The 19157-nt window shown below is 41.7% G+C and carries 14 protein-coding genes; 8 read left to right on the top strand and 6 right to left on the bottom strand.

Annotated elements, in window-relative coordinates:
* The first annotated feature begins 1 nt into the window (after position 1).
* From AAGC65_RS07640 to fucP, 8 genes are all read left to right on the top strand, one after another.
* Positions 2-1522, top strand: a complete 1521-nt coding sequence (locus tag AAGC65_RS07640) for a RagB/SusD family nutrient uptake outer membrane protein (protein WP_343111838.1) — start codon at positions 2-4, stop codon at positions 1520-1522.
* Positions 1523-1845: 323 nt separating this feature from the next.
* Entirely contained in the window at positions 1846-3009 is a 1164-nt protein-coding gene (locus tag AAGC65_RS07635; RefSeq protein WP_343111837.1) for an extracellular solute-binding protein, read from the top strand.
* A complete protein-coding gene (locus AAGC65_RS07630; RefSeq protein ID WP_343111836.1) occupies positions 3006-4151 on the top strand; it encodes a CaiB/BaiF CoA-transferase family protein in 1146 nt (381 codons plus the stop codon). Before AAGC65_RS07635 ends, AAGC65_RS07630 begins: the two co-directional genes overlap by 4 nt.
* On the top strand, positions 4148-5296 hold the full coding sequence (locus AAGC65_RS07625; RefSeq protein ID WP_343111835.1) for a CaiB/BaiF CoA-transferase family protein: 1149 nt from the start codon (positions 4148-4150) through the stop codon (positions 5294-5296). The genes AAGC65_RS07630 and AAGC65_RS07625 overlap by 4 nt, the downstream gene beginning before the upstream one ends.
* Positions 5289-6551 carry an extracellular solute-binding protein gene (locus AAGC65_RS07620; protein WP_343111834.1) on the top strand — a complete coding sequence of 421 codons (1263 nt, stop codon included), beginning with the start codon at positions 5289-5291 and terminating at the stop codon, positions 6549-6551. Before AAGC65_RS07625 ends, AAGC65_RS07620 begins: the two co-directional genes overlap by 8 nt.
* A complete protein-coding gene (locus AAGC65_RS07615; RefSeq protein ID WP_343111833.1) occupies positions 6535-7614 on the top strand; it encodes a Gfo/Idh/MocA family oxidoreductase in 1080 nt (359 codons plus the stop codon). The genes AAGC65_RS07620 and AAGC65_RS07615 overlap by 17 nt, the downstream gene beginning before the upstream one ends.
* A 12-nt stretch (positions 7615-7626) precedes the next feature.
* Positions 7627-8076 (top strand): MaoC/PaaZ C-terminal domain-containing protein, encoded by a 450-nt coding sequence (locus tag AAGC65_RS07610; protein WP_343111832.1) that lies wholly within the window; start codon positions 7627-7629, stop codon positions 8074-8076.
* Between the two features lie 9 nt (positions 8077-8085).
* Positions 8086-9381, top strand: a complete 1296-nt coding sequence (gene fucP, locus AAGC65_RS07605) for an L-fucose:H+ symporter permease (RefSeq protein ID WP_343111831.1) — start codon at positions 8086-8088, stop codon at positions 9379-9381.
* Positions 9382-9393: 12 nt separating this feature from the next.
* On the opposite strand, the gene AAGC65_RS07600 is transcribed toward fucP, so the two are convergent.
* From AAGC65_RS07600 to AAGC65_RS07575, 6 genes are all read right to left on the bottom strand, one after another.
* Complete coding sequence (locus AAGC65_RS07600; protein WP_343111830.1) at positions 9394-10584, bottom strand: hypothetical protein; 1191 nt, start codon at positions 10582-10584, stop codon at positions 9394-9396.
* A gap of 95 nt (positions 10585-10679) precedes the next feature.
* A complete protein-coding gene (locus AAGC65_RS07595) occupies positions 10680-10904 on the bottom strand; it encodes a hypothetical protein (RefSeq protein WP_343111829.1) in 225 nt (74 codons plus the stop codon).
* A 118-nt stretch (positions 10905-11022) separates the two neighbouring features.
* Positions 11023-12861 (bottom strand): sugar-binding domain-containing protein, encoded by a 1839-nt coding sequence (locus AAGC65_RS07590; protein ID WP_343111828.1) that lies wholly within the window; start codon positions 12859-12861, stop codon positions 11023-11025.
* Positions 12862-12921: 60 nt separating this feature from the next.
* On the bottom strand, positions 12922-13620 hold the full coding sequence (locus AAGC65_RS07585; protein WP_343111827.1) for a DUF3823 domain-containing protein: 699 nt from the start codon (positions 13618-13620) through the stop codon (positions 12922-12924).
* Between the two features lie 23 nt (positions 13621-13643).
* Positions 13644-15593 (bottom strand): RagB/SusD family nutrient uptake outer membrane protein, encoded by a 1950-nt coding sequence (locus AAGC65_RS07580; RefSeq protein WP_343111826.1) that lies wholly within the window; start codon positions 15591-15593, stop codon positions 13644-13646.
* Between the two features lie 25 nt (positions 15594-15618).
* Positions 15619-18843, bottom strand: a complete 3225-nt coding sequence (locus AAGC65_RS07575; RefSeq protein WP_343111825.1) for a TonB-dependent receptor — start codon at positions 18841-18843, stop codon at positions 15619-15621.
* Positions 18844-19157 lie beyond the last annotated feature (314 nt).

Raw genomic sequence — 19157 nt, 5'->3', positions numbered from 1 at the left:
CATGAAAAATCGTATTATAACAACCACTATATTGATCATGTCGCTGTTTTTAGGGGCATGCAAAAAAACGCTTGATCTTAACCCTCCGGATCAGATAGCCACTTCAACCTTCTATAAATCAAAGGCTGACTTTGACGAGGCGCTGGCTGCAATTTATGCTACGTTACAGCCCGAAGAGTTTGCGGTAGGTATAGGCTTTAGAGATTGCTTTACCGATAACGGCTATAATCAATTTAATTCGGGTAATTCTAAGGATTTTGTACAAGGTAACTTTAATCCAACAACAGGGGGATATGTAACTGCTATTTATAATGATAGTTATAAAGGTATTGCCCGGATAAATTCATTTTTGCAAAATCTGACAAACTATAAGAACAGTGATATAGGTGATGCTCAACGTAAAGTATATGAAGGTGAAGTAAGATTTATCCGTGCTTTCTTTTATTTTCAGCTATATAGTATTTATGGAGATGTGCCCCTGGTGCTAAAACCTCTTGATCTGAGTAATCAAAAACAACCTAAAGTGCCAGCCGCTCAGATACTAACCCAAATTACTACCGATTTGGATTACAGCATAGCCAATTTGAATACTGCAGCGTACTATGCAAATGGTGGGCATGCGGCGGCTTCATCGGCAAAGGCTTTAAAAGCAAGAGTATTAATGTTTGCCGCTTTTGGTAACAACGGAACACCCGATCTGGCTATGCTGACACAGGTTCGTGATTTATGTCTTGACATTATGGGCCAGTATAAGTTGAGCGCTAATTTTGAAGATATTTTCAGGGATGCTACACAAAAAAATAATACGGAAATTATCTTCTCTATCAATTTTTTAGCTCCTAATAATACTACTCAATGGGATTTATATTATGGTGAGTATGATGCCTGTGCACCTCTGCAAAATATGGTTGATGCGTTTGAATGTACAGATGGGTTGCCATACGGAACATCGCCCCTTACCGATACCAAAAATCAGTTTAAAAATCGCGATTCACGATTGGCTAAAACCGTATATGCAGATTCTGTGTATTTTGGTCCTGGAAAGGTTTACCATCCGGGAAACCTTAGACCAACCGGTTACGGAACTATCAAATTCCTGGAACCTAATAATATGCCATATGGCTTCTCGACCTTGAGTCAGCAGGATGCTGTAATTTTACGTTTGGGAGAGGTTATGCTGATGTATGCAGAAGCACAAAACGAAATTGCAGGGCCGGATGCTACAGTGTATAAAGCAATGACAGATCTTAGAGCTCGCGTAAATATGCCTCCTTATCCTGCAGGTTATACCAAAGACCAAATGCGTGAGCGCATACGCCATGAGCGCCGCATTGAACTTGCTTTTGAAGGCTTACGTCATTATGACCTGCTCAGATGGCATATAGCAGGTCCGGTTCTTAATGCCGTTAAAACCAGTGTGATTAATTATCACTTTGAAGATAAATTTTACCGCTGGCCGTTACCACAAATAGAAATTGATAAAAGTGGTGGAGTGTTAGTTCAAAATCCTAACTATAATTAATTTTCTTACTCCCCGGAATAATTATTTATAACAGTAAATGACTATCCTCTGCCATATTTGGTAGGGGATAGTTGTTTTTTTACACTGTCTGCAAAAGCTTAATATTTCCTCCCCGAAATCATTAGATAGCTGATTAATCAAATTTAAGCCTATGCTAATATCGTACAATGGCTTGCATAAATTATACAGCACATGATAGGTCATTACCAATAAATTTGCTTTTGATCGCTAACCAATTGTTCAGTGCTTGCACTGGTTGTAACAAATGATTTTTCCTGCAAAATTGTTTAAACCATTTAAATAGGGTTAGATGATACCAATTTATGACCCAAAATATTATATTAAAAGGAATAACCTGGAACCACAGCCGCGGCTTTGTGCCGATGGTAGCTACCGCGCAAAGGTTTGCTGAATTGAATCCGAATGTAACCATAACCTGGGAAAAACGTTCATTGCAACAATTTGCAGATCTTTCAATACAGCAATTGGCTGATCGTTACGATCTGTTGGTAATTGATCATCCCTGGGCGGGTTTTGCAGCAAAAACAAATTCCATACTACCCTTTGATAAATACCTGTCAAAAGCGTATCTGGATGATCAGCAAAGCAATACTGTTGGGCACTCCTATGAAAGTTATGCCTATAACGGGCACCTTTGGGCACTTGCTATTGATGCGGCTACACCTGTAGCTTCCAGTCGACCGGATCTGTTTCAAAAGCATGGTTTATCATTACCTAAAACTTACGCCGATCTTTTGATATTGGCCCAAAAAGGCCTTATTGCTTTCCCGGCCATTCCTATAGATGCGTTGATGACTTTTTATACTTTTTGCTGTTCTCTTAATGAAGATCCCTGCCAACAGGAAGACAAAGTAATCAGTGAAGCCACAGGCACAAAAGCACTGCAACTATATCGGAAATTGGCTTTACATATCGATAAAGCTTGCTTTGATCGTAATCCTATTCAAACCTATGAGGCTATGACACAGGGTGATGATATAGCTTATTGTCCCTTTGCTTATGGTTACTCCAATTATTCGCGCAATGGTTATGCACGCAGGCTGCTTCATTTTCATGATATGATCACCTTAGGTGGATCAACGAATCTACGCAGTTCACTTGGAGGTACTGGCTTAGCTGTTTCGGCCGCTTGCCAGCATATAAATGTGGCCATGCGATATGCTGAATATGTAGCCTCAGCAGCATGTCAACAGGGTTTATATATTGATAATGGTGGTCAGCCAGGTCATTTAAGTGCCTGGACAAATGCCGAAAATAATACCAAAACGCACAATTATTTCAGTAATACTTTACCTGCATTGCAAAGAGCGTATTTGCGCCCGCGTTACTTTGGGCATATGTTTTTCCAGGATCACGCCGGCGATATAGTTAGAAATTATTTGATGAATGGCGGCAATGAATTACAGGTTTTAGATGAGTTGAATAATTTATACCAGCAATCAAAACAAAAAGTACAAGCCTTATGAAACCGTTAGAAGGCTTATTAGTGTTGGAATTTGCCCAATTTATGGCAGCGCCAACTGCCGGTTTAAGATTGGCCGATCTTGGCGCGCGCGTTATTAAAATAGAACGCCCGGTTAAGGGGGAAGCGGGTCGGCAAATTGCTATCCGCAACTTGTTCGTTAATGGCGATAGTTTGGTTTTTCATACCATCAACCGTAATAAAGAATCTTATGCTGCTGATCTGAAAGATGCCGCAGATTTGGAGCGGGTAAAAAAGCTTATTGCACAAGCGGATGTGCTTACGCATAACTTTCGTCCGGGTGTAATGGAGAAAATAGGATTGGATTATGAGTCTGTAAAAGTAATTAATCCACGCATCATTTATGGAATAGTAACAGGCTATGGCAGTAAAGGTCCCTGGGCATTAAGGCCAGGGCAAGATCTGCTGATCCAATCTCTATCCGGTTTAGCGTATCTGTCTGGTTCTAAAGATAATGGGCCGGTTCCATTTGGTTTAGCCACTGCTGATATGATATGCGGCGCCCACTTTGTGCAGGGAATATTGGCTGCATTAATTAAGCGCGCCAAAACCAATAAAAGTGTATTGGTTGAAGTGAGCCTGCTGGAATCGGTACTCGATATGCAGTTTGAAGTAATCACCACCTATTTGAACGATGGCGGTAAACTACCACAACGCAGTGCTATAGAGGGCAACGGCCACCCTTACTTAAGTGCCCCTTACGGAATATATGAAACGGCCGATAGTTACTTGTCTTTAGCTATGGGGGATCTGCAAAAAATAGGAGAGGCTTTAATTTGTGATTTGTCTGCGTACCCTGATAAAACATCATGGTTTGATAAAAGAGATGAAATAATGCTTTTGTTGGGTGCACAAATTAAAAGTAAAACAACCAATCAATGGCTTGCAATATTAGAAGCTGAAGGTATCTGGTGCGCAGAGGTATTAACGTATGCCGAGGTTTTACAGCATGAAGGTTATCTCTCACAAGGCATCACGCAAGAAGTTATTTTACCCGATGGCAATAGCCTAAGCACAACGCGTTGCCCCATTCGTATTAATGGCGAACGGCTATATTCGCCTGTAGCCGCCCCGAGGCCAGGTGCGCAAACAGAAATTATTAATCAACAATATCATTTAATATGAAGCCGCTTGATGATTATCTTATTGTGGATTTCAGCCAGTTTTTGTCCGGGCCTTCGGCCAGCTTAAAACTGGCCGATATGGGTGCGCGTGTGATTAAAATAGAAAAGCCCGGAACCGGTGATATCTGCCGGCATCTGTATACTTCCAATGTGATCATGAACGGCGAATCATCGGTATTTCATGCTATTAACCGTAATAAGGAGAGTTTTGCTGCTGATATCAAGAACGAGACCGATAGAGAGCAAATATGGAACCTGATAAAGCAGGCAGACGTAGTAATGCACAATTTCAGGCCGGGTGTAATGGAACGGCTGGGATTTGATTATCAATGCGTAAAACAAATAAACCCATCAATAGTCTACGGTGAAATATCCGGTTATGGCGATACTGGCCCCTGGAAAGATAAACCTGGGCAGGATCTGCTGTTACAATCACTTACCGGCTTAACTTGGTTAAGCGGTAACGCGGGCGGCCCGGTACCTATGGGCTTATCTATTATTGATATGCTGGCCGGTAATCATTTAGCGCAGGGTATTTTAGCATGTCTGGTGCGTAAAAGTATTAATGGTGAAGGTGCTTTGGTTCAGGTAAGTATGCTTGAATCGGCAATGGATTTTCAGTTTGAGGCCATCACCACTTATTATTATGATGGCAAACTTCCTGAACGATCAGAGCGAAATAACGCACACGCTTATTTAGGTGCTCCTTACGGAATATATCAAACTGCTAATAGTTATATGGCCTTGGCAATGGGTTCTATCCCACAGTTAGGTACTTTATTAGGTTGTGACGCTTTGCTTGTTTATACTGATGTGGCAGAGGCTTTTCATAAGCGGGATGAGATCAAGGCAATACTTGCAAAACATCTGTTATCTCAAGCTACTGAATATTGGCTGGATATTTTGCTAAAGGCCGACATTTGGTGTGCTGAAGTCCTCAATTGGGAGGAACTCATGAAGCAAGACGGCTTTAAAGTATTGGATATGCTGCAGGAAGTACAAATGAGCGATGGTTATAAATACATCACTACACGCAGCCCAATCACTATTGATAGCGAACTATTGAAATCATCAAAAGGCTCGCCAAAATTGGGCGAAGACAATGATGCTATCATAAACCAATTATTAAATGAGCACCATGGCTAATATTAATACAATAAAAATAGCTGTTCGTAAGTTCGGCCCGTTTGAAAATGCTTTGCAAAAGCTATGGGATAGTTATTGTGCTGATTTTGGTTGTGAGTTGATAGCAGAAATGGTTCCAATGGATCTGGATGATCTGCATGAGGCAATATTAGGGAAACAAGGCTTGAAAAACGGCGACTGGGATATTGCACATTTGGTTACCGACTGGCTTTTGGAAGCGTGGAGCAGCGGTGCGGTAGAAGACGTGCGACCCTACATCGCCCAAAAAGCTCCGGAAGATTTTCCTGATGGATGGAGCGCATCGTTATTGGAGATGCAGCAATTTGGGGCATCAATTGTGGGGCTCCCTTTTCATGATGGCCCCGAATGCCTCATTTACCGCAAGGATCTTTTTGATGATCAGGAGGAGCAACAAAAATATCAGGAACAATTTGGTAAACCTTTAGCAGCGCCTCAAACCTGGGATGATTTTAAAAACATAGCACGGTTTTTTTACCGCCCGGATGATAATCTTTATGGGACAGTTTTTGCAGGCTTACCCGATGGGCATAATACCGTATTTGACTTTTGTTTACAACTATGGACCCGCGGCGGCGAACTAACTGATAAGAACGGGAAAGTAAATATAGATACCACAGCCGCAGTTGACGGACTTAACTTTTATCGTGATATGTTGCGTGATAAAACAGTGATTCATCCTGATACCATGCAATACGAATCGGTAAAAGCGGGAATGGCTTTTGCCAGGGGAGAAGCAGCCATGATGATCAATTGGTTTGGCTTCGCCTCCATGTGTGAAGTGATATCTGAATCAAAAGTAAAAGGGATGGTTGATATTGCACACATCCCTTGCATCGAAGGGAATAAAACAGCATCACTAAATGTTTACTGGTTGTACACCATTGGCTCTGGCAGTCAGCATAAAGATATAGCTTATGATTTTATTCGTTATGCTATCAATAAAAAGAATGATAGACTGTTAACTATGGAAGGTGGCATAGGTTGCCGCGTATCTACCTGGACCGACAACGAAGTGAACACCCTGATTCCATATTACAATAAATTGGAGCAATTGCATCAAAACGCACGTTCACTGCCGCAAAAAACAAACTGGGAAAAAATAGCAACTGTTATTGATGAGGTTGTTTTACAGGCTATTAATACCAATATCCCTACCGAACAATTACTGGCTGCTGCTCAACAAAAAATAAATACCATTGATAAAGTAACGCCCAATTATGCTGATACCTTATAAACCTATATTGCCATTAAAGCCCGTGCCTATTGTAATTATTGGAGCGGGCGGTATTGTTGGCGACGCGCATTTGCCAGCTTATCAAAAGGCAGGTTTTGAAGTTGCCGGTATTACCAACCGTACACGCCCAAAAGCCGAAAAACTGGCTGCTGATTGGAATATACCAAACGTGTTTGATAGTGTTGAAGAAGCTGTAGCTAATTCTGCACCTGACACGGTTTACGATATCACGATTATGCCAAATCAGTTTGTGGAGATATTAAACAAGTTGCCCGATGGGGCGGGCGTGCTCATACAAAAGCCTATGGGCGATTACTTTTGGCAAACCCAGGAAATATTGGCCGTTTGCCGACGTAAAAAACTGGTTGCCGCTATTAATTGCCAGCTGCGTTTTGCACCCTTTGTGAGTGCTGCCCGGTATTTAATTGAGCAGGGTTTTATAGGCGAATTGTATGATATGGAGGTGCGGGTGACACTGCAAACGCCTTGGGAGTTATTCCCCCATGTGATCATTCATCCAAGGCTGGAGATACAGTATCATAGTATTCACTACATCGACCTCATTCGCTCCTTTTTGGGCGACCCGCTTACAGTGATGGCTAAAACATTAAAACACCCGGCTAAAACGCTGTCGTCATCCCGATCCACCATTTTATTTGATTATGGCGATACCATGCACGCCGTGATCAATACCAATCATGATCATTCCTTTGGTTCGCATAATCAGGAAAGTTTTATTAAATGGGAAGGTACCAAAGGTGCCATTAAAGCCCGTATGGGCTTGTTGATGGATTATCCGCATGGGGTACCGGATAAATTTGAATATTGTATAGTTGAAGAGGGTAAAGATTTGGAATGGGTTGAGGTCAAGCTGGATGGTTCCTGGTTTCCGGACGCATTTATTGGCACTATGAGCAGTTTGATACGCTATAAAAATGGAGAGACGGATATATTGCCTACCAGCGTGGAAGATGTGGTAAAAACAATGGCGGTAGTAGAAAGCGCTTATATATCAAGCGATAATGGTGGTGTAGTAGTTGCAGATCAGTTTAATATATCATAACAACATTATAATATGTTTTTTAAATCGACATTTTTTGAAGAATATACCATTGGCGAAAAGCGCGTAACATTAGGACGTACCATTACCGAAACTGATTTTGTGGTGCATGCCGGCCATACCGGCGATTTCTTTCCGCATCACATGGATGCAGAGTGGTGTAAAACGCAACCATTTCAACAACGTATAGCACATGGCACCATGATATTCAGTATAGGTATCGGCCTTACCGCATCGGAGATCAACCCTGAAGCGCTTTCCAAAGGTTATGACAGGCTTCGCTTTATTAAGCCTGTTTTTATTGGAGACACCATACATTCAGAGGGTACCATAACCGTAAAAGAAGACTCTAAAAAACCGGAGTATGGCAACGTGACCGAACATGTGGAAATTATAAACCAACACGGTGAAATTGTACAGGTATGCGATCATATTTTACTCGTTAAAAAACAAGCCACTGCTTAAACCTAACCTATGCAGACCACTACAACAGCCGAGGTAATACCCGAAAGTACGTTAAGAGGTAAAACGCTTTTATTACCTTTTATACTGATATGCATCCTGTTTTTTTTATGGGGAATGGTGCATAATCTGGATGGGATACTGATACCGCATTTAAAAAAAGCCTGCCAACTGAATAACAGGCAATCGGCGCTGGTTGATACTGCTATCTTTTTAGCCTATTTCCTGATGGCAATACCTGCGGGGATATTGTTGAAACGGTTTGGTTATAAAAAGAGCATCATTATTGGTTTACTACTTGCTGCCATTGGCGCATCACTGTTTATTCCGGCAGCCAATATGTTGGCTTATAAAGGTTTTTTAGGGGCGTTGTTTATTATTGGTTGTGGTATTGCCATCCTCGAGACAGCCGCTAATCCCTATTCGGCAGTATTGGGTGGTCCTGCCGGTGCTACTACCCGGTTAAACCTTGCTGCATCATTTAATGGTTTTGCAGCAACCGTAGCGCCATTTATTGGTGGCATACTGATTCTTTCAGGAAAGGAGTATACGCCTGACCAATTAAAAAATATGTCGGTAACGGAACGTTCCTCTTATTTTTTACATGAGGCATCGGCTGTAAAAATGCCTTATGCGGTATTAGCTGGTGCCTTGGTGTTAGTGGCTATCGCATTTTACTTTACCCGTTTGCCAGAAATTAAGAACGTAGCTAAAGAGCCCGAGTCCGACGGTAGCTTTTTAGGTGCTTTAAAACACAGGCATTTGTTAATAGCGGTAATAGCTCAGTTTTTTTATGTGGGGGCTCAGGTTTGTGTTACCAGTTTCTTTATCAGAATGGCTAAGCAGGGTGCCGGTATAGATGAGAAAACGGCCAGTTATTACCTGGGTATTTATGGCCTTTTATTTATGTCGGGTCGGTTTGCAGGTACCGCGATATTGCAATATATAAAATCGCATAAACTACTGACTATTTATGCTGTGATTGCCGCATTGCTGTGTGGAGTAGCTATTTTGGGCCAGGGCGCTTATGTTGTTTATTGTTTGGGAGCCATTGGTTTTTTTATGTCTATCATGTTTCCTACCATTTTTGCATTAGGGATAGATGGCATCGGCGATGATACTAAATCTGGTTCGTCATGGCTTATTATGTCAATAGTAGGAGGGGCTGTGGTACCCTATGTTATGGCTACAGTGATAGATTTAAACGGAGACCGTATACAAATTGGGTATATAGTACCCCTGATATGCTTTTTATTTGTAGTATATTTTGGTATAAGTGGGTATAAGATCAGACGAAAACTGATCTGAAGGTTCTATTTATCAGATTTTGATATATAGTTTTTGTTTGTGCATCCAGTAAAGTATCAGCCACATTAAAAATAAGGTTAACGCGCCGCTCACGAGGGTTGCATAAGCCAGTCCGAATAGCTGATCATAGTGTTGACCCAAGTGCACATATAAATTGCTTTTAATATATTTTCTTAAACCACCATCGGCCATTACATAGGCAGCTATGGAGTTCATGCCAATAACTGTAAGGAAGAAAAATGGTCTTTTAAATTGTTTTATATCAACCAGCCAATAAAAGATAGCTAAAAAAATAAAGCATGTTCCACCGCTAAAAATTACCCACGCAGGCGTCCAGATCCTTTTAACTATAGGGTTAATATTGGTAAGATGTAATACTATGCCGACGAGTATAAGGCTTATTCCGGCTATGATAAAATATTTCAGTTTTACATTAGCTGGTTGAGTACTTTTTAAAACTCCGCCCGCCAAAAGTCCAAGGATCATAGTGCCCAAAGTAGGAATAAAACTAAGGGTAGAATACCCCCCATCGTTAAACAGAAAAGGCTGGGCTCGTGGGAATAAATTAAGAAACCAGCGATCTGTTGCCCAAGCCAGGTTGGTGTTCTTATTCCAATGGGCGGCAAAGCCATGCAGATTATGTTCCCAGTTTGGTGGCACACCTGTCGCTGTATAGTCAAAGCCGGCAGCCGGTAGGGGATATAGAGCAAATGCAAGCCAGTATCCCACTAAAATAATAATCAAGGCACTGAACTGAACTTTAGGCGAATAAAGCCCGAGGATCACCAGTAAAGTATACCCCATGCCTATTTGAGTAAGGGTATCTTCAAAAGTATAATTGGTTTGATCTGCTCCCAATGATCTTAGAAAAAAACCAAGCAGGATCAGGATCAACGAGCGGAATAAAGTGTGACCAAGTAATGAAGAAGCAGTTGCGCCTTTGTTTTTTCTGGAAGCAATAGAGAATGGAAGCACAACACCTACTAAAAAGGTAAAGGAAGGCTGGATCATGTCGTGGAGACTAAGCCATGTCCACTGTACATGTGTTTGGTTAAATGCTAAAACCTGCCAGAACTTACTGTCGGGGAGCGCTGCTGATACGCTTTGTAAAGATAACACTTCAGCCATCATCAAAAGCATGACAAAGCCCCGGTAAACATCTACGGAAGCTATTCTGCCGGCAGGTGCCTGGGAATTAGTCATTGCTTTTGATAAGGATGGTGTTGATGATGAAACGATACCCTTTTATATGATAGAGTATGTTTTGATTAAGTTTCATCATCTTAATTCAAAAATAATTAGTCCTCGTCCTTAGGTGCATCATCACCTAAATACAGGGTAAATGATGATTCTGAAGCATTATATGATTGCTTTAGCAGATCAATAGATGGCTCATCTTCAGTTTCAGATGGAATCCGCTCTTCGTCTAAACCATTTGAATGTATATCATCCTGGCTTCGTTGGTCATCTTTGTCAGCACCCTCTGAATCGTCAAGGGGGATCTGGTCTTCGGGGTTTATCATTATCTAAAAGTTATTGGGTTAATAAATTGTACTACTTTTAAAGTATAGTAATTTAAAAGTAGTACAATTTTAATAATTAAAGCAAAGCTTTATAAAAGATAATTTAATGCTGTAGCTATTACTTTACCAATGCCGGATCATATAATTTAGTATTCACCTTGTTTAATTGTTCAACCGGCATCTTGATCACTTTTCGATCATAGGTCATAAAGCCATTAACTTCACCTTCAACGTCAGTGGTTTGGGTATATACTGCGGCAGATAAACCTAATTTAATTAATTCCTGAAGCCTGTCGGTAAAAGAGCTGTATCTTTTAAACAGATCGTCGGCATTTTTAAAATTTTGATAGCCCCAGTTTTTATTGGCCTGCCAGGTATGGCCATCAACCGGCCAGCCTAAACCACCAAACTCACCTAAAACTACTGCCTGTGTTTTACCAAATATTTCCGGGCGAGGCATAGCTGGGTGAGGATAATTATGCAGATCTACAATATTGCCTGTTGCGTAAAAATTACCACCGCTAGCGCTGTTTACTAATCTCGACGGATCTTTTTTCACTGTCCATTCTGTGATCTCCACAGTTTTAAACTGGCCCCAGGCCTCATTGAATGGTGTCCATACCACAATGCATGGGTAATTATAAAGCGCGTTCATGATAGCATTCCACTCTTTTCGGTAATAGCCCTCTGATTCCGGCGTACGTTTCTGATCGGTAGCTTTATCCAGCACACCCGGGCGGTTTTCCCAATGGTTGCCCAGATCGCCACTTGGCATATCCTGCCATAGTAACATGCCATTTTTGTCGCAATAGGTATAGTATCTGGCGGGCTCTACCTTGATATGCTTACGGATCATGTTAAAGCCCATTGCTTTTAATTTGTCTATATCAAAGTTCATAGCTTCGTCAGTTGGTGGGGTGTACAAACCATCGGGCCACCAACCCTGATCAAGCGGGCCATACTCAAATACAAATTTATTGTTCAGCAACATGCGTTGTACACCATTGGCATCGGCACCCAGCGATATTTTGCGCATAGCAAAGTAACTCTTTACATCATCAACAACCTTATTGTTCCTGATCACAGCCACCTGCAGATCATAAAGAAAAGGATCTGTTGTTGACCATAATTTTTGATCTTTAATATCCAAAACTGCTGTGCCGTTTGCATCAATAGTTTTTTGATCAACCTGTGTTTTGCCATCCCAGGCAGTGATCTTTAACTGATCGCCTGGTTGAACATTGCTGATCTCGGCAGAGACAGTAAGCGTATGGTTGTCAATATTTGGAGTTTGTTTGGTAGCATCAATATGGGTTTTAGCCACACCTTCCAGCCAAACAGTTTGCCAAATACCGGTAACCGGTGTATACCAGATGCCTTCAGGCTTTTTAACCTGCTTGCCGCGTGGTTGCGGGCCATCATCTGTGGGATCCCAAACACTTACTTTTATTTCCTGGCGCGAACCTTTCAGGTATGGAGTTATATTAAAAGTAAAAGGATCAAAGCCACCTTCATGCACACCTACACTTTTACCATTAACAAAAACCTCGGTACGCCAGTCAACCGCGCCAAAGTGCAGCAGTACATCTTTCCCTTTTAATGTTTTGTTTAAGGTGATGCTGGTTTTGTACCACAGCATGCTATCCTTACCAACCGTTTTACCTACGCCGGATAATGCAGACTCTACGGCGAAGGGAACTAATATCTCACCTTCATATTTGGCCGGGCCTGCTGTTGATTTAGGTACGATGGCATAGCTCCACAAGCCATTTAAGTTTTGCCAATCGGGCCTTACCAATTGCGGCCTCGGATATTCCGGAAGCGGCGCTTTAGGATCAACCTTCTCTGCCCAGGGTGTAGTAATTTTATCTTTAATTAAATGCCAACCGGTTTGTTGCGCATTAACCGATACAGCAGCTAATAGTAGGAGGGATAAACAGAAGTTTGTTTTTTTCATAAAATAGTAAAATTGTTTTTTGTAAACAGGGCCGTACTAAGATACGGCCCTGTAAGCTTTTTAGTAGGTTAATTTTACCAATGGGGAAAATATCATATCCTCCACACCGGCTATTTTAATACCCACCCGTGCAAAAACATAGTTTTGGGAAGGGGATATACCGGGAATGTTTACACTCATGGTGATATTGCTGAGGCTGGTAATGGCCGAACCTGCAAGATCAGTTGCGGCAATATTATCTCCACCCGATACAAATTGGGTTTTATTAATATATAGGCTCACCCTTTCAATATCCTTTGCATTAGTGTCGGTTATTATTTTATCTATATTGAAGGTTGCATTCACTTTGCTGCTGGCAGCAGTAAGGTTGGCATTCCTGATCATATAGAAAGGTGTTACTTCAACGTCCATTGTTTGGTCGCCTGTAAGGGCAATAGCTACGGTATCACGTTTACCCGGTGCCACCTCTTTCCATAAAAAAGGGCCTTGATTAGGTGGGATGGTGAATTTATAATTACCCTTGAACAGAAGTGAAGAATAAGCACCATTCTGATCAAAGGTTTGGCTTATAGGGCCTGTTTTACCAAAGCCTGGTTGATAAAGTTCATAAGGAACCTGGTTGTATTCAACACCAATAGCTTCGCCTTTATAAACCAGCTTGCCTGTAAGTTTTAGGGAAGGCGCATCGTAATTATCTTTTTTACAACCCGTGGTTGCAATCAAGAGCGCCAGTAGTATATGATGAAATTTTATTTTCATGATCGTAATTTTATAAGTAAAACCTATTGATTTGGTTGTTTAACAATTTTTGGATTGGCCGATAATACATCATTGCCAATTTGCGAGTAATAATTACCCAGCTGAAACCTGTTGGCACCCGTTACCGGCGATGGCAGTACTTCTTTGAACAGCCATTTTCCATTATTAGGGTTGCCCGGATTATAATATTTATATGGCCATAAACCATAAGGCTGTGTACTGCGTTTGTTGGCTTTGCCTATGTTGCTAACCAGATCGATAACGCTCATAGGTACACCATCCCAAACAGCGGTCGCCAGTCTCCAGCGTTTCATATCATAAAAGATATGGCCTTCAAAAGCAAGTTCTACACGGCGCTCATGAACAATTCTGTCAAAAGTAACATCAATAGGTGATAATGCTGTAGTTAAACCAGCGCGTGATCGTACCTGATTCAGATAACCTGCGGCAACAGGTACCTGGCCAAGTTCAAAAGCGGCTTCGGCAGCGTTTAATAATACTTCGGCATAACGGTAACGGATAAACGCTACATCACTGCCACGACCACGGCGACCAGAACCTACGGCCGGGTCAAGATATTTGCGGATATAAAAACCTGTTTGCGTGCGGAATTCCTGACCATTAATAACGCCATCTTTACCTGTAACCTGTACAGGAGTGGTAGTTCCAGGTAGGGGCTTTAACTGGCCGGCGTCGCCACTGGTTAGTATGCTGCCATCAGCTAATTGATAACCAGCCCAAACATCTGTCCTTTTTCCTTTAAATGAGCCATTGGGTAAAAGTATTGTTCCCGCAAGCCTTGCATCACGGCCTGCAAAAATATCAAGCTGATCTGTATAATAAATAGGATTGCCTGATGCATCTTTAGTAGCTAATGGCGCATAGGTATTATCCAGTTTTTCAAATGCTTCAACCAGGTTTAATGATGGGTTTAAACGGCCTGCATCCAAACCCTCGTCTGAAATGGAAAAGGGTTGATTGTTAGTAGTAAAAGGATGTACTTTACCAGAGTTAACCTTAAAGTCTTCTACAAATATAGCTTCCTGGTTAACACTGCTTTTGTCAAGGAAAACAGCTGCAAAATTATCGGCCAGATCTGGTAATACTTTGTATAACTGGTAACTACCCGCACTGCCATTGATGATGGCCTGCGCTGCGGCTAACGCCTTAGTATAATAACCGTTGGCTAAACTTGAAGCTATACCTACTTCACCACCAGGCAAAGATACTTGCGGCGTATTGGATCCATATTTAGCGATAGAACCTGCATATAACGCTGCTCTTGCTTCCATAGCCAGTGCAGCACCTTTTGTTGCCCTTGATTTTTCATTAACATCATTTGGTAATTGGTCTTTAACGGCCTCTGCTTCGCTGATCACAAAATCATATAATTCAGATTCCTTAGCACGTGGCTTTTGTAGCGGTGTAACATTACCTGAATAATCATAGGCAAGTGGATCGGTGATCAATGGTACGCCACCCATACGTTTTACCATTTCAAAATAATAGTTAGCGCGCAAAAATCTGGCTTCGGCAATAAAGCGTGTTTTATCACCATCGCTAAGCTTAGTAGCGGCTGTAGCACGCTGAATGAACAAGTTAAGGTCACGGATGTAACCATAATCCCATATATACCATTCGTCGTATCCCCAACCGGTTCTTTGCACTATATATGAACTGCCATTTTCTGATGGAAAAGATTCGCTAAAGTCAGCAAAAGTAATCCATCCGGGTACTATATCATCTGTAGGAGCTAAAGGATATTCTTTTAGCGGATGGCCATCCAGACTTGAAAAGTCTCTTTGTCTATTATATAAATCGCCCAGGATAGATAAAACCAGAGCAGGGTCTGTAAAAGCCAGCTCGGTAGGCAGTACCTGCTTGGGTGGTACATCTAAAAATGCACTATCTTTTTTGCATGATCCTGCAACTAACAGGATTGCAAACATGCTTATTAATGATATTTTTTTCATTTGAATTTTAAACTTAAGGGATCAATTAAAAGGTTAGGTTAACGCCAAAGTTGAGTACCTTACTTTGCGGGAACTGAAGCCCGTTATCGTCAGAAACCTCGGGGTCAACTGAATAAGACCTGAGATTATCAAATGAAAACAAGTTGTAGGCATTAACATAAAATCTTGCTCTTTTTATTTTTACCCTGGTAAGCCATTGTGATGGTAATGAATAACCTAACTCGATGGTTCTGGCTCTCAGATATCTTACACTATGCAGCCAAAAGGTAGAGTTACGCTGACCATTGAGTTCATAGTCGCTATGGCCAAATCCGGGGTTAACACGGTTGGCAGGGTATTTACCAGCAATCCATGCACTATTCACATCAAATGGATCGGCCCTGTGCCACCTGTCTTCAAATATGCTATTGAGGTTACCGTTGTTTTGGAAAGCCCATCTTGACTCAAAGTTTTGAACCCAGGTATAACCTGCGCCGCCTGAAAAATCGGCATGGAAATCAAAACCTTTGTAGGCTGCGCCCAATGTAAAGCCGAAGTTGATGTTAGGTTGCTTGCCGCCTCCAAATCCGACAGGACGTTCGTCATATTGGTCAATTTTACCATCGCCGTTTTGATCCTTATACATCAGGTCGCCAGGGATTAGGCTTCGGTTGCCTTTACCGTCGTTATTGATTTTATAGTTATTGATCTGCTCCTGAGAAGTAAACTGACCAATTACCTCATAACCCCAGTCAATATGGGAATACCTGTTTTGCATAGAGTTGCGGTATTGATCCCACGAGTTGTAAAAAAGTGGGTTGTATTGCATCAGGTCTTTTGAGCGGGTATAAGAAAAGTTACCACCTACATTAAAGCTTACCTTGCCTATTTTGGTGTTATAGTTTAAGGCAATTTCCTCTCCGTATTGTGCATCGCTGTTAGCGTTTTCCTGCGGTAGGGAATAACCTATTTCTATTGGTACGATCACATCATTTTTAGTGCCCAGTAATCCGGTACGTTTGCGGTAAAAATAATCAACGGTACCAGTCAGCTTATTGTTCAGTAAGCTGAAATCCATACCAACGTCGGTAATTTTACTTTTTAACCAGGAAATGCGGTTGATGGGAATGCCTTTATCGCGGGATACCGTTATCGCATTGCCATCTAATATAGCGGTACCCTTGTTGTAATTATAACCAGGTAAGTATGCATATGCCGGAACAATTGGGTTGGCTGTATTGGCAGGGTCGCGGTCATCACCTAAAACACCGTATGATGCCCTGATCTTTAAATCGTTAAGCAGACTGTTTTCACCTAACAGGCTTTTCATAAAACTTTCCTGGGTAATTCTCCATCCGGCAGATACACCAGGGAAATAACCAACACGTTTATCAGGGGCAAACAGGTAAGAGGCATCTCTTCTGGCCGATGCTTCTAAGTAATATTTGTTATCATAGTTATAGTTTACACGTCCTATATAACCAATGCGGGCTTCTTTATCGTCGCTATCCTGGTATTGATCAGTCGTCGGGAAATAAATAAGTGGCAGGTTATTTGAAATTGGCGAAGCATGTATCCAGTTTCTTAAATGGTTTAGCTCTATACGTTCCGCAACGAAAGTTGCGCCGATAGTACTTTTACCAAATGAGTTATTGTAATTGATCTGGGCCTGCATGGTTTTGGCAAACTCTTTTTTCTGCTCACGCTCTCTCCAGGGGTTGGTACTACCTCCGGTTACATCATAAGTGTTGGTTGCAGGGCGGTAGGTATATGCTTCATAGGTATACTCCTGGTTATTTAATAAATAATCGGCTATATAATATGAGTATAGACCTTTTATAGCCAAACCCTTAACACCGGGGATTTGATATTCGGCATTAAAGTTTGTTTGCAGAACACGCCAGTCGCTATGATATAAGCCCGACAGATCTTTATTTAAAAATGCGTAGTTTGATTCCGTATGGCCAATGTCATTTAAATAAGCCGGGTTGTCATTAGCGTAAGGGCGCTCAAGCGGTGTATTTCTTAATACCGCGAATTTGGCCAGAAAATAATCATCGCCTCCCGGTACACCAGGGTTTTCGCGTGTTTCAATACGGCCGTTAATGTCCAGGCTCACTTTTAATCCATTTGCAACCTTCAGTGAAACGTTTGACTGAATATTAGAGCGGTTAAACTTATATTCTTTACCCAATTGCGAGCTTTGGAAAAGGTTAGTTGCTGATACATAATAGTTAACCCTGTCTGTACCGCCTGTAAAGTTAGCGTTAACAGAGTTTTGAGGTGCATTGTTGTTGCTTTTTAAAACATAATCGCGCCAGTTAAAGCTTTTGTAGCCCGGGTCAGTGCCTGCTTTATATTTTTCAAGCTCGGCAGGAGTGATGCTGGTTGATCCGTTGGAGTTTACCTCGGCCTCGGCACGGTATCGCATGTAGTCATACGAGTTGGTAAGTACATTAGGGAAGCGTGTCCAGTTTTGATAGCCTGAATAGGCATCAATATTAATACGGCTCTCGCCCGAGCCTTTTTTGGTAGTTACCACAACTACACCATTGGCGGCGCGTACACCATAAATAGCGGCAGAACCATCTTTCAATACCGTAATACTTTCCACATCATTGGGAGACAGGTTGTTGAACTGCCCTTCATCTTGTTGTATACCATCAATAACATATAAAGGCGAACCCATGTTTCGGATCTGGATGTTGGCGCTTGCTCCGGGGCGGCCCTCGGCCTGCCTGAACGTTACGCCCGGAATTTTACCTGCCAGGCCTGTGCTTACGGTAGCCCCGGCGTGTACCCGCTCCAGATCTTTACTGGTAACACTGGATATGGCACCTGTTATTGATTCACGTTTTTGCGTTCCATAACCGGTTACCACAATTTCCTGGAGTGATGAATTGTTTGATTTGAGCTTGACTGCAATAATCGCCCGCCCGTTAATAGGTACTTCCTGCGATGCAAAGCCAATGTAGCTCAGTAATAAAACGCCATTAGCATCGGGAACGCTCAAGCTGAATTTACCTTTTGCATCAGTTGTTGTACCGGCTTGTGTACCTTTTAACCTGATGGCTACACCAGTTAGCGCCTCGCCTGTGGTGTCAGATACTGTACCGCTTACCTGAAACTTGTTTTGGGCGAAAGCCGAAAGCGGGGTAAGCTGGTAAGCCAGAATGAAAAGGATGATAATGGTGAGTTTTTGGCCCCAAATGCAGGGGGGCCACTGCAGAGGGGAATAATCCCCCTGCCTTAGCAGTAAAATTTTTCTCATAAATGATTTATTAAATTGGTTAAGTGTGATTTAAAAATGTAGGATTGACAGATTTAAAATCACACGTAAAGAAAAAGTATTTTACTTATCGCTTATTAATCAAATCGTATCGATTATTAGTCAAAAAGTATCATTTTTTCTAATAGGGAAAATTGATTGCTCAAGAATTATAATCGATTTTATTTGATGACTCCCAAAAGCGAAGTCAAAAAATGCAGGATGGTAATTATTTAACAATACGATAACATTTGTAGCGTGCGACAACTTTATTACGTATTATAATTTTGTGGCGTTATAGTGAAAATTGATAATTG

The sequence above is a fragment of the Mucilaginibacter sp. genome, from assembly GCF_039207105.1.
Classification (GTDB): domain Bacteria; phylum Bacteroidota; class Bacteroidia; order Sphingobacteriales; family Sphingobacteriaceae; genus Mucilaginibacter.
This window is presented reverse-complemented; position numbering and strand designations above follow the sequence as displayed.